Here is a 12589-nt window from a genome sequence, read left to right on the forward strand (position 1 = left end):
TTATTCTTTATAATGAATAATGTTTATAAAATTTCTTATCGGATTACTCAGATTAATTTTTCACCATTTTTAGGAAATTTTTCAGAAAATGACCGACCGAGCCCGAAAACGCTCATTTTACTTGGTTTTCTCTGCTGCCGCAGCGTGATTTTCGGGAAAAACCAAACAAGCCCGATTTTGCGAACATTTGTTCGCAAAATCGGGCTTGTTTTTAGCCGTTGTCGTACGGATTGACGCTCGACGTTCGATTGTGACCCAAAACTTGTGCCATATATGCTTTAATGAGCATTTTATCGGACATTGCGAGCAGCTTTTCACGCGTAAAAAGAGGTTCTTTAACAGTGTTATCTATCACCTTGTAAGGGCGACTTTTGCCTTTTTCGTCTTTGCGGTAACGGATCTCTACTTTATTGACGATTGGATTTAGTGGCATATTGCCGTTTTTGTCCTTAATGCTAACGTGCGCCATCGTACGATCAGCGAGTTCTTCGCGGGTTAATCGTCCACTTTTGACTTCGCGTCTAATGTATTCATTGTTTGCTTTGCGGAAGTCATGCAAAGCGGAATAGCCAACTTTACCCGAAGCACACGCATCTTTTATGATGTTGCGTACGTCCGTTTCGTTCATTTTAGAGCCCCAAATCCGCGTTTCTTTATTGTTTCCGGCAATGCCACTATCCCAAATGTCTCTCAGCGTTTCCATTGTTTTTTCCGGAAGTTCAATAAAACGGATTCGCCCGTTTTTATTTTGGTTGTCATCGTCCAGGTAGACGCGATTAGATCCAAAATCGAGCTGCCGCCACTTGATACCAAGTACTTCGTCCGCACGCGGCGCGCCGTAAGTGAACACTTCGACCAGCGCTTGTTCGCGAGGTGAAAACAATTTACCCGCGTGTTTAGCGATAATTTGAGCTTCACGCAACGTATAACCGTTTTGCGGTTTTTGTTTTTTATTTTCCGATTCATCTTCTTTTGCTGGAATCGTTTTGCCGCGTCGGTAATCTTCTTTTTTATATAAAAATCGATTTTCGTAAAGCGATTTATCCGATAATAGACCAGACATATCCACATTAAAACCGCGATCCGAATTTCCGATTTCAACGAGTTTTTTTATACCGCTCATGTAACTGCCAATTGTTTTAGCCGAGCTGTTTTTACTGATATGGGACTCTAAAAACGATCCTAAAATGGTTGGATTGTCCAATTCTTCGAGCGTTTTTACACCAAAATTTTCGTAAGCGAATTTTAAGAACGTGTCCACGCGTTTGCGGTACGTTTTCCACGTATCCGTCGAATGCACGCCCGCCACCCGCAATTCTCCAGGCGTAGCGATATCGCTTTTCGTGCCTTTGCTGTACTCGGTGCCATCGTGATGGTTCGATTCTTTATGTCCGATACGCGAATTTGCGATAAATAGGTCATCAGCTTGTTTTTTGAGATTGAAGAGCTCGGCACGTTCATTCGATGTCATGTGACCGAGTTTTCGCTGTACCTTCGATTTTTTGACCGGTTTTTCGCCGCTCGCCGCCATCTCTGCTTTTTTCTTTTTCGAAAGCTTCTCTTTTTTATTTCCGCTGTAGTGCTTGCCCCCAAAATTGCTGCGTCTTTCATACGATTGCTTCAGTTTTGCTTGTTCTTCAGGACTTAACGCCATGTTGATCACCTTCCCTCACGCTTCCAGTATAATCCAATTTTTCATTTTGGGGAGAAAAAAGCCCTACAAAGCGAAAAACCCGAGAAGCCGCGCCCCGTGGGCGATTGAAAGGCAGCTCGGGCTTTGCCCTCGCTCTACCTCTATGAATAGAGGTAGAGCGATCGAAGGACACGCCCAGTCGCTTTGCGACTGGGCTAAAGGCACGTGCCTGCGTCATCCGCGTCGTCCGTCACTCGGCGCGTTCGTGACGACAGTCACGAACGCGCACTCGTGACGTCCTAGCGGACGCCACAAGCACGCTAGAGCATGCCGCAAGCACTTCGTTCGCCCATGTCATCGCCAGGCATGTGCAGCAACTGCTGCACGCCTGACAATGACCGGCGATCGAAGGCGGCACAAAGACGAAGCCCCGCACAACGCAAAAAGGCACCCAGCATTTGCTGCATCCCGTTAGACAAACTATTTTGTTTTTCCCGTCCCCCCCAGGAACTCCATTTGTTACTCGCTACAACAAGTGTCAATTTAATGACATCCCTTAGTTCATTGGAGCGATAGAAATCATCGACTTACCCAATACAAGTCCACAGAGGGTTTTGCGGCGTTGCAACCGCGATTTAAAGCGTGACTGACTGACCTCGACAACAACAATCCTTGCGTATTTCTCATTTTCCGTTATAGCTATTTCACACCCGAAAGTTTGGCTGCCCTGCACACATCCTGATTCCTTCGCCCAGGTCAATGCGTGCTGCTTGCGCTTTAACAAGTGTTTTTCGTTCTGGATCTCAACCTACTTCATTCCAAATTCTTAGAATCTTTGCATATTTCACTGCTAAACGTATGCCGCAAAATGAGGGTTCATGCATGTTGGACACTCCTTTTCCTTCAATTTTTTTTGGTTTGAGCTTCACCTAAGGATCAGCTTCTGGTTATTTTTAAAAATCTGTTGTCTTAACGTCAAAATAACCAAAATGCAGGACGCGAAAAAATGCTGGCATCCCATATCTTGGTTATCTTTGGTCTCAATATCCGAAAAATCTGGATTTCTCGCGGATTTTGAGCACATGGATATATAATAATTATACCATTTATACACCTATTTTGTGGTAATACAACCATAATTTTCCACTAATATGAAAGGAGTGAATTTTATGATCAAAAATACCAAGCATTATCCGCCGCTTATCGTGCGGAAAAAACCTATTGATGACCCCGCACTCGTTCGTGCGACCGGCATCGGCGACTATAACCGTGATGGATTTAAACCCTATTTTGACGAAAACGATCCGCATACCCTGGTTGTCCCAACGATTGCGATTAGCGAAAAACTGATTTTAAACTACTTTTCAGCGCCCATTCGCGGCAAAAACGTTGTGATCAACGGCGGTTATCGCAATCTCATCGAAGTAGAAATGAGTTACAAGACCGGCGCGATCCGCAAAATCGAACGCATTTTTAAAATTGAGATCCAAAAAGAAAACGATAATCAGCACCCGCATCCCATTGAATTTTACCGGCAAGAAATCAAGCTACGTTTTGATGCATCTCCTGACGTTTGGCGCTGGATTATCGTTTCGGATTCACTTGAAAAACCGAACAAAAATAAAAACGAAACGACCGAAAACGAAAAACAAAACCGCCGGAACATGACCCCGGAAGAACTTTGGGAAAGTATCTATGAAGAACAAGAGGAAGAGCAAAAATCGATCCTGGTCAATGAGATAAACGTGGCGTTTGAGAGCGTTTTTGACGCGGTTTTAACGACCAAAGAGGGCGAAGCCTATTCAGATACATTAGACCGAAGCGAAAACGTGATTTTAGCCGTTGCAGCCTACGTACAGAAGGAATTTGATTTCGGTTACATCGATGCAGCGCAACATAAGCTGTTTTGCGACGAGATCCAGGAGAGCAAAGAAAAATTAGCTGCCGCACGTTTGTACCTGCAGCAAACGCCAAAATACCATATTCGCCCTACAATCCAAGATGAACGGCACATGCTGCACCAGGATGCCAGCCTTTTTAAGACTGGCAATCATTTTATGGACAAGCTGCGCGAGAGCATCGAGCGTATGATAACCAAGCCCGCCTATTACGTGGATATTAACGCCTGGGAGATTTACCCCAATGTCGCCGAATACTATGCCCAAAAACAATTTTCAGCCGTGACGCGCAACGCTTCAACGCGCCGAGAACAAAAAGCCGAACTGCTTAAAAAAGCGAAAATTGCCTATGATGCTGAAATTGCTGCAGGCAAAAAAGCCAAAACAATTAAGCGCATAAATATTTAAGCAGCTATCGCGCCTTCGGCTTGCTGAAGGTCTACAAAAAAGTGAATATCGTCTTTGGGGTAGAGTCCTGAAAATGCGGATTTACAACGGTAATGTAATTTTCACCCATAAATAAAGCCGATTTTAAGAAATCGACTGTTGAACTAAAGCTCCCTTTACTTTAAGTACATTTCTTCACAATCTTTAGATTAATTTATTGGATTATTTTTATGTGAAAGAGTGATATTAAATAAGAGCTTTAATTCGATTGACAAAAAAACCGTCCAGAAGGTATATTATATGTATCTAAGTTATGGAGGTTATTATGTCTATTTCAAAGCATGCTAATAAGAAAAAAAATATATTGATTGCTGCATCTGAAATTGTAAAAGAAGAAGGAGTTGTCAAACTCACATTAGAGGCAGTCGCCCAAAGAGCTGGCGTGAGTAAAGGTGGATTATTATACCATTTTCCTAGCAAGGAAGCATTAATTAAAGGAATGGTGGAAGATTGGACAAATAATTATTTCGAATGCATTAATACGTTAGTTAATAACGACGATGATAACGCAATAGGAAAATGGAATAGGGCTTATCTTAAATCTACATTTTCCGATTTAGAAAACAATAATCTAAATTCCGCACTAATGGCTGCTATGTTTATTAATCCAGATTTATTAGATGAATTCCGGCAGAGATACGATATTTTGCATACAAAGTTAATAACTGATGGAATTGATCCTGTCAAAATAACAATTACAAGATTATCCATAGATGGTCTTTGGTTTTCAGAAATATTTGGAATGGCACCATTAAATGAAGAACTAAAAACACAAGTTTTTGATGAACTAATAAACATGATTCAGGAGGACGAATAATGTCATATCTATATTTAGCACTTGCAATAGTGGGGGAGATTATTGGCTCTTCCCTATTAAAAGCATCTGAAGGCTTTTCAAAACTCTATCCTACAATAGGGGTAATAATAGCAATCGTTGGTTGTTTTTTCTTTTTATCCTTGTCGCTAAAAACAATCCCCTTAAACACTGCATATGCATTATGGGCAGGTTTAGGACTTGTTTTGACTACAGTAATTTCAGTTTTAGTTTGGAAGGAAAAAATTAACATGGCTAGCATTGCAGGAATAACACTGATTGTTGTAGGAGTTGTAATATTGAATTTGTTTGGACCAGGACATGGAGAATCTGGTCATGAAGCAAGCGAAACTATTACAATGAATGAGACAATGGAATAACACATAAAAAAGTCCTTCTTAATAAAGAGAAGGACTTTTTAGCTTAATTAAGGGTATTTTTTGAAGTCCTTATTCAACAAACCTGCGTACGTTAGTTTAAGTGTATCACTTCACAATTCCAATAGAGTAGAGTTTATTGAGACATAATGAAATTAGCGTTTTAAATGACTTCTGACTGTCTCATAAGACTTGTATCAAATGCTTACCGTTGTAAATCCGCATTTCCCTGACGCTACCCCTCTTTAAAAACAGAAAACTCCTTGCTGATCTGCACGAGTTTTTCCTTCAATTTTCCGTTCTCTGATTTCAATTCCCGATTCTCATTTTGGTAAGACCGGTTCTCGATTTTTAGAGTGTCCACCTCTTGTTTTAACTGCTTTTTCTCCTTCAACTGGTCATTGTATTTATTAACGAGTCCATTGTACTTCTCTATCAAGTCTCCATAGTTCTTTACAATGTCTGTTTGCTTCACTTTTTGCAGTGCTTTTTTCTCTGCTAATGAGTCTAAATTCTCCTCAATATCCTTGTAATAATAGCGAATTTTATCTTGTCCAATTTGCATATCAGCTTTCAGCTGCGCACTCTGCAGAAATGAATCGTTCGATTCGTTTGCTGGGTTCGGATCCTTCACAAAACGGAAAGAAAGAGAACATTTCAGGATTCGGCTCTTTTCTCTTCCACGTTGGAGGAAATTCATAGATGAAGTGCGCTAAGCCCACCAACAACAAAGACCACCCCACCATTTCAATATCATTCTGCATCTAATCTTAAATACAAAAAAAGCAACCAGGTTTCCCTGACTGCTCTCTCCATAAATTTTAGTATAAATAAGTGCTCTGTTCTAATGTTCATATTTATCTATATATCTTAATTGGTTTCTTGTACTAACAAAAAAAACGTCTTTTATGGGTTTTTTTTTGAACACGCACATTTGAACATAAAAATAAGAACGATTATTCTCCCTTGATTTTTTTGATGTAATTTTGAACGGAGCCGACAGAAATGCCGGTTTTACTAGCGATTTCCCTTACTGTTGCATTCGGATTCGCTGCTAAAGCCGCCGTAATCGCTTCGATTTTCGCTCGTTTTTTATCCGCGTGAGTGCTTACGCCTTGTTCTTTTCTGCGAATGGTATTCCGCGTTCTCTCGTATTCGGTGTCCCATTTTTTCCCCGTCTTGTTCTCATTGGACTTGTCTTTGTAGCTGCGAATCTTGATGATATTGAGCTGAAGCTGAATATTGACCGATAATTGCAATTCCTTAACGAGTGTTTCGTTTTTATAAAACAAACCAGCTTGCTTGTACTTCTTTTTATCGAACATTTGCTGCTTGAATTCCAGGTAATAACGGTCTGCCGTTTTCGATCTACGCATGATTTCTTTCAAAGTTGTACCTTCTTGCTCTGAAGCCGGTAGATTCATCCACCATTCTTCAACTTGCTTTAACGCCATCGTTTCATCGTCCCAATAGATCCAGGCGAAGAAACGAACGATTGTCGCCATACGCCACCGCCATTGAAGCCCGACGATCGTTTCACCTTCGCGTACTTTAAGCTCGGGAATGAGGTTCATGTCTTGAATCATGCCCCAGGCATATGAATGTTGGTTCCAAAACTTCGGCGATTTGACGACCTTGCTGCCTGATTTTTTAACCGGCGCAGCCTTAAACACATCATGTAATGCCGTAAAATAATGATTGATAAAGAAGCCAAGACGTTTTCTTTCGGTATGTAAAACGTACCCGCGAACGAGTTTACCGCCAGCTCTTTCATTTATCGTTTCAACCATACGTGTATTGTGCGATGGATTGAACACCGCTGGATCGGGCTTCAATCCTGCTTCATCCAACGCCGCAAAAATTGCCCGTTGAATGCCTTCCCACGTTTGATAGACTTTGCTGCCTACCTTCATCATGAGACTTTCAGTAAACCAAAATGGCTGAATACCGGTGCCGCTAAACAGAATCTTGTTTGGCAGCGGCACCCTATTTTGAATCACTAATCCGTGAAGCCGACGCAGCTGCTCTTCGATTGGCATGCCATCTTTACCCGCATCGATGTCTTGCGCGAATACGCTTGTCCGAAAAATGTTCTCTGGCGTACGAACCGCACCATTTTTCGCCGGATGCTTGCTGTAGAAGGTTGAAAAAGAAATCATTTTTTCGCTTTCGCCTATGTATTTACCGCGTTCTCTTTCAAATTCGTTGAAACCATAAAGGTCTTGATAGCCACCGCCGGTTTCATTATTGCGATTTAAAACGCAAATGAACCGCCTGGCGTTGTTATACATGGCATCACGTTGAATGATCATGTCTATTTTCGTCGGTCTAATCGTTACGCTATTGAAAATCCGCTTTATAAGAGCCATATTTTCAGAATCTTGAGCGTCTAACGGCACAGATTCGAGATTGTTTTGAAATTCGAGCGTAATGCCCTTCCTTGCGAGTAAATCATGAACGCTTGATTCTCTATTTGCGTCAAGTTGACTAAAAATACCCACTAAAAAACCCCCCTTTTCTTTTGCGATCATTAATCGCGTTGATAAGGTGGGAGCCCGCAGAACCATATAGACCCAAATTACGGATTGCCAGAATTTTTTTTCGCAAGGAGCTTGCGATTTTCGGCAGAATCAGTAAGATGAATATATCGATAGTTTATACGGGATCTGCGGTCCCACCCGAAACGTCAGCCTGCCAGGGCTGACGTTTCCTCGTTTAACGCCACTTTCTTTAAACCTTTGACAAGATTTATGCGAATCCTGTCGTACCATATGAAATCAAGTTACACTATCAAACTATCAAAAGTAAAGAAAACTCGCATTATAAATACATTTGATGAAGCTGTGTATTGACCTCATCATCAGATAACTGCAAGTACCTGCGCGTTTCCCTGGACTCTTTATGACCCAGAAACTGCATGGTCAAAAAAATGTCTCGATTATTTTGATAGTAAAAATGCCAAGCTGCTGTTTTCCTGGTCGAATGCGTCGATATATTTTGGATCCCGCACTTTTCTGCAGCGCCTTTGATGATATGCCATGCCATAATTCGCCCGAAATAAAAGTGCGCTAAGCCCTCCAACAACAAAAACCACCACACCATTTCAATATCATTCTGCATCTAATCTTTAACACAAAAAAGCAACCAGGTTTCCCTGACTGCTCCCTGAAGATGAATATAATAAGTCCAGTGTGGATAGTATCTCTGTGTCTCTGTTATATCTTTATATATCTTGTGGATAAAATCAAAAAGTTCGGGGACTACGTCATTTCTTTTTAAGTTCTTTAATACATGTGGTACGAAAATGGGAAAACTCGTTTTTTAGAGTTCAGCCCGTACCTTTTTAACCGTCATATCGCTGCATTTTCCAAGCTTCGCCTTCACTAGCTCCGCAATTTTGTAGTCAGGCGCTTCAGGATTCGCCGTAATCGCTTCGACGATCGCCGCCCTTGTCTCTGCACGTTTGCCCTTCTCAGAGCCTCCACGCGCCTTACGCAGCCGTATTTTGTTCTTGTGCCTTACAGCTTCAGGCGTTTTTATGTTGAGCTTGATTTGAGCATCTAAATCCAGGTCGAACAGTTCGTTTATCTTCGCCTGGCTGTACCTATAGAGCTTTTTCCTATTGAGCGTTTGCTTTAGCACTTCTTCTTCAGGCAGCGGTTCAATGAAATACGAGTCGTTGAACTGCAGCGCTAATGTTTGCGATTCTTCAAAGAGCAATGGATCTCCGTTTTTGAACCTTTCCTCGTGCATCCAATGATAAAAATTGCGCGTCAGGAAAAGCAAATGCTCCCGATATCCTTCACAATTACGCTTGAATATGTCCTTTGCAATCGTCTTGAGATCCTTCAGCCGGTCAGCAGCAAGATTTTGCCCCTTGAGGAACGGATGCACCGGTGCCACCGATTTTTTTTCTTTTTGGGTAACGATTTTTCGCTCTTTTTTATAAACATCCCACAGGCTCGGAAGACTTTGCTGCAGCTGCTGCAGCGTATATCCAGGCAACGAATTAAACCGAGAGTAAACTTCGACTTCTTCGCCGTTTTTGCCGTTGATCGTACCAGGAAGACGGAACACATGCGCAGCATCGAGAGACTTGGAATCGGCACCGAAATCTTTTAGAAGCTCGAAAAGAATCTTCATGATGACTTTTCGTTTCAAAATCGTTCCTGGCGTGCCTGGCGTAAACTGCATGTCATACACCAGGTACAGCCCATACCCCGAAAAGACAACACCGTTTGGATATGGAACGACTTTGCCGAAGTAATCCCGTTCAAGAAGCGGCAACACGTCTTCAGGAGCCATAGAACCGTATTTAAGCGACTTATATATGTCCAGGTCAAGAATCAACGCAGGAACTTGTACGCTGTCCTCTGTAACCCTATGAACGCTCTTAAACGCATTAGCTGTTATGTAATAGTCTTTACGATCACTTGATTCTATGAAATCAATGACTTTTTGCTTGTCCTTTGTTTGAAACGCGGTTTGGACCCAAACCTTTTCCTTTTCATCGTGCGGCTTATTTGCCTTGTTTTCACAAACCACGACCCAAGCATTGCGCAGCCGCGAATCATATAAACCCATATATTCAGACAAAGGCATATCGTTGATATATGATGTATCTTCTATTTTTTTCTTTTTAGCTTCCAACAAAAATACCCCCCTCTTTTTTTACGACGTACCGTCGATAGAGTGGGTTTGGTTACCTTCACGCTTAATGACCTCTATCAAAACGGATTACCAGAAATTTTTCGCACAAGGAACTTGCGTTTTCTGATAAAAGTATTTAGATTAGAGGTATCGAATAAGATTAAGCGTGAGGATCTAGTCCATCCCCACAACATTTTTAGCAAACGTCAGCCTGCCAGGGCTGGCGTTTTTGCTTTTTCTTTGTTATTTCGACCGGATCCATGCCGGTTCCTGTCGTCTTTAAAACCAATCTACTCTACTAACCTAGTAAAAGTAAAGGATTACGACTCACTATCTTTTAATGCCTGCCTTTTTCGCCATCGCATAAAGAGAGCTGCGCGGGATATTGTACTCGGCGCAAATGTCGGATACGAGTTCTTTGCCCTCTATATAGCGCTCTAACGCCTTCTGCATGCCTTCGCGAGAATAACCTATGGCTTCACGCCCCAGGTGTTTCCCGCGCTTTCTCGCCGCTTCTATGCCCCTTTTTTGCTTCTCTTTGTTCATTGCCCTCTCCATCTCCGAGAACGCCGCCAAAATCGCAATAATGGGCTTTCCAAGTGGTCCGCGCGTATCGAGATCCAAATTTAAAATTCGAAATCGAACGTCTTTTTTTTCTAGCGTTTCAATGAGCTGCAGCAACTGAACGGTGCTTCTGCCTAACCGATCCATTCGCGTAACGATAATGCTATCGCCACGTTCCACTTTTTCAACGAGTGCATCCAACCCGTCTTTGACCGGCGAAACGCCGGTAATCACCTCCTGAATGATCTCATCCACGCCGAACTTTTCTAATTCATCCAATTGCGAATTTAAGTTCTGTGATTTATCCGAAATTCTCGCATAGCCGTATATCATGACTTCTCCCCCTTAATCCCTATATCATTTTCCCCCAACTATTTTAGACAGACCTTATAGACATGACAAACCCTGATATATCAAGGGGTCGTTTTTTTGAGATCTGAATTTTTATAGAGTTCTAAAAGGTGTACCTTTTAGATATTTCTTTTTTAAAATGAAAAACCTTTTTTACCCCAAAAAAAAGAAGGCTTTTACGCCTTCTTTTTTTTAAAAATTGAAAAAATCGAAGCGATCAAGCCGCGTTTTTCTTTTTCGATTTCGTTTTTTTCTGCCGCAGCTGCTGCAATTCGCTCCGATTTTTGGATCTCGTGCAAGGCTTTTGCCAATTCCGAAACACCAAATTGCGAGGTTTGAGCTTCGATTTTCTCTAGCCGCTCATCCTGGCGACGCAGCTGCTCTTCTAATTGCGGAATTCGGTCCAGGAGTGCCAATTTCGCCGCTATTTCAGCGTAACGGGCATCATACGCCGCCAAATCTTCGCCGGATTCGTTTTTTGCCAAATTCGTTTCGCTAGACGAGCGATTTTTTTGCGGAACTACTGCCGGTTTTGCTTGTTGTTGGATTTGCTTCACCGCAAACGCTGCCGCCTGTTCAACCGGCAAACCATTTGAAATGTGACTCTTTAATATATTGAAAATGGCGAAGTCATCTTGGATGTATCTGCGGTGTCCACCTTCACTTTTCGAGAACGTATAGCCCGCTTTTTCTAATGCTAACGCATAATTACGCAATGTTTCTGCCTTCGTATCGAGAAATTTGCCAAATGCTTTTGGTGAGATCGCTTTAAGCGAATCTTCAATTACTTCTTCTTCGTTTTCCATAACGAATTTCACCTCCATTTTGTTTTCGGCATAGGATCGGCATTTTCCTAGTAAAAATCGAAAATTTCACGCAAAAAAGACGCTTATTCAGCGTCTCTTTCTTCGTTTTTCGTTTCGTTTTCTGCCTTAATCGATGTCGGATCTAACTTCGCCAGCTGCCGCTTTAGCTTCGCGTTCTCTTTCTTCAGTTCTTTCAAGCTTTTCCAAGCTTCATCACGTTCCATTTCAGCCGATTCCAGGCGTTTAGAGCGTTCTAGAAGCTCCTGGCGGCTCATGGATTGCTCGGCAATGTACTTCAAAAGCGATTCTTCAACGACTTGATAGCCATGATACTTCGACCCTGGCATTGTTCCTTCGATTTCTCCCGCCGAAATTAAGCGACGAACGATCTGTGCAGGGTATTTTGCGTCTTTTTCCATCAATCCCGCGCCCTGCAAACGCTCAATTGCGTCTTCCATCGCGATATGACCAGGCAAAATGTCCGGTTTTGAACTTATATATGGCATAAAATGACCTCCTAAATTAATCTCATTACAATCATTATACATTAAATTAACAATCTTTTACAACATTCTTCAATAAAAAGTTTATTCTTTTTTATAATTAAACTTTTATACTATATTCTTTTTGTCATTATTTTTATAAAACATCATTCTTTTTATAGTTTAATTTTTGTTAAGAATAATTTTACCAAAGAACAAACATTTTATACATTATTCATTTATTATTATTAAAACAATAATCATTTATATGATTTTTGTTTTAAACTTTGTTTAGAATGTATAATCAAAATGGTTTCCTATCTTTTCAAAAACGTTCTTTTTATTGATTAGGAATTGTTTAGAATTTTATTTTAATCTTCTATGTTTTTAGACTATTTACTTAAAAAACGCATTATACCAACGTTTTATCTTCATGCAACAACTAGATTGAGGTTTTTATATTTCATTCTTTAACATCATTCATCAAAGTAATGATGATTGTTTTAAAATACCATTCATTAAAATGAACGATGTTTTAAAATTATGATAGATTACTCTTTTAAAACT

The 12589-nt window shown here is 41.1% G+C and carries 11 protein-coding genes; 3 read left to right on the forward strand and 8 right to left on the reverse strand.

What is annotated here, in order from left to right; translation table 11 throughout:
• Positions 1-211: 211 nt before the first annotated feature.
• Positions 212-1654 carry a tyrosine-type recombinase/integrase gene (locus tag PUW25_RS27370; protein WP_274338324.1) on the reverse strand — a complete coding sequence of 481 codons (1443 nt, stop codon included), beginning with the start codon at positions 1652-1654 and terminating at the stop codon, positions 212-214.
• 1148 nt (positions 1655-2802) lie between these two features.
• Here PUW25_RS27370 and PUW25_RS27375 point away from each other — a divergent pair.
• The 3 genes from PUW25_RS27375 to qacH all read left to right on the forward strand — a co-directional run bounded on the left by PUW25_RS27375 (position 2803) and on the right by qacH (position 5172).
• The gene (locus PUW25_RS27375; RefSeq protein ID WP_274338325.1) at positions 2803-3939 is read left to right on the forward strand and encodes a hypothetical protein; all 1137 of its coding nucleotides are present in this window, start codon (positions 2803-2805) and stop codon (positions 3937-3939) included.
• A gap of 292 nt (positions 3940-4231) precedes the next feature.
• Positions 4232-4795 carry a TetR/AcrR family transcriptional regulator gene (locus PUW25_RS27380; protein ID WP_002019922.1) on the forward strand — a complete coding sequence of 188 codons (564 nt, stop codon included), beginning with the start codon at positions 4232-4234 and terminating at the stop codon, positions 4793-4795.
• Positions 4795-5172 (forward strand): quaternary ammonium compound efflux SMR transporter QacH, encoded by a 378-nt coding sequence (qacH, locus tag PUW25_RS27385; RefSeq protein WP_274338326.1) that lies wholly within the window; start codon positions 4795-4797, stop codon positions 5170-5172. Before PUW25_RS27380 ends, qacH begins: the two co-directional genes overlap by 1 nt.
• Before the next feature lie 232 nt (positions 5173-5404).
• Here qacH and PUW25_RS27390 read toward each other — a convergent pair whose 3' ends face one another.
• The 7 genes from PUW25_RS27390 to PUW25_RS27415 all read right to left on the reverse strand — a co-directional run bounded on the left by PUW25_RS27390 (position 5405) and on the right by PUW25_RS27415 (position 12046).
• Positions 5405-5734, reverse strand: a complete 330-nt coding sequence (locus tag PUW25_RS27390) for a 26S proteasome regulatory subunit family protein (protein WP_139632861.1) — start codon at positions 5732-5734, stop codon at positions 5405-5407.
• 391 nt (positions 5735-6125) lie between these two features.
• Positions 6126-7670, reverse strand: coding sequence for a winged helix-turn-helix domain-containing protein (locus tag PUW25_RS27395; RefSeq protein ID WP_274338327.1), 1545 nt, complete (start codon positions 7668-7670; stop codon positions 6126-6128).
• A 319-nt stretch (positions 7671-7989) separates the two neighbouring features.
• Positions 7990-8289 (reverse strand): tyrosine-type recombinase/integrase, encoded by a 300-nt coding sequence (locus PUW25_RS27575; RefSeq protein ID WP_420799988.1) that lies wholly within the window; start codon positions 8287-8289, stop codon positions 7990-7992.
• 201 nt (positions 8290-8490) lie between these two features.
• Positions 8491-9819: a replication protein gene (locus PUW25_RS27400; RefSeq protein WP_274338334.1), complete on the reverse strand. Its 1329-nt coding sequence runs from the start codon at positions 9817-9819 to the stop codon at positions 8491-8493.
• A 330-nt stretch (positions 9820-10149) separates the two neighbouring features.
• Positions 10150-10716 carry a recombinase family protein gene (locus PUW25_RS27405; protein ID WP_274338321.1) on the reverse strand — a complete coding sequence of 189 codons (567 nt, stop codon included), beginning with the start codon at positions 10714-10716 and terminating at the stop codon, positions 10150-10152.
• 194 nt (positions 10717-10910) lie between these two features.
• Positions 10911-11540, reverse strand: coding sequence for a MerR family transcriptional regulator (locus tag PUW25_RS27410; RefSeq protein WP_274338798.1), 630 nt, complete (start codon positions 11538-11540; stop codon positions 10911-10913).
• Between the two features lie 83 nt (positions 11541-11623).
• Positions 11624-12046: an MreC domain-containing protein gene (locus tag PUW25_RS27415; RefSeq protein WP_274338323.1), complete on the reverse strand. Its 423-nt coding sequence runs from the start codon at positions 12044-12046 to the stop codon at positions 11624-11626.
• Positions 12047-12589 lie beyond the last annotated feature (543 nt).

It is taken from the genome of Paenibacillus urinalis, assembly GCF_028747985.1.
GTDB lineage: Bacteria > Bacillota > Bacilli > Paenibacillales > Paenibacillaceae > Paenibacillus > Paenibacillus urinalis.

Coding starts and splice junctions, on each gene's coding strand:
- PUW25_RS27370 (WP_274338324.1), bottom strand. CDS start 1,654: ATGGCGTTAAGTCCTGAAGAACAAGCAAAACTGAAGCAATCGTATGAA.
- PUW25_RS27375 (WP_274338325.1), top strand. CDS start 2,803: ATGATCAAAAATACCAAGCATTATCCGCCGCTTATCGTGCGGAAAAAA.
- PUW25_RS27380 (WP_002019922.1), top strand. CDS start 4,232: ATGGAGGTTATTATGTCTATTTCAAAGCATGCTAATAAGAAAAAAAAT.
- qacH (WP_274338326.1), top strand. CDS start 4,795: ATGTCATATCTATATTTAGCACTTGCAATAGTGGGGGAGATTATTGGC.
- PUW25_RS27390 (WP_139632861.1), bottom strand. CDS start 5,734: ATGCAAATTGGACAAGATAAAATTCGCTATTATTACAAGGATATTGAG.
- PUW25_RS27575 (WP_420799988.1), bottom strand. CDS start 8,289: ATGCAGAATGATATTGAAATGGTGTGGTGGTTTTTGTTGTTGGAGGGC.
- PUW25_RS27405 (WP_274338321.1), bottom strand. CDS start 10,716: ATGATATACGGCTATGCGAGAATTTCGGATAAATCACAGAACTTAAAT.
- PUW25_RS27410 (WP_274338798.1), bottom strand. CDS start 11,540: ATGGAAAACGAAGAAGAAGTAATTGAAGATTCGCTTAAAGCGATCTCA.
- PUW25_RS27415 (WP_274338323.1), bottom strand. CDS start 12,046: ATGCCATATATAAGTTCAAAACCGGACATTTTGCCTGGTCATATCGCG.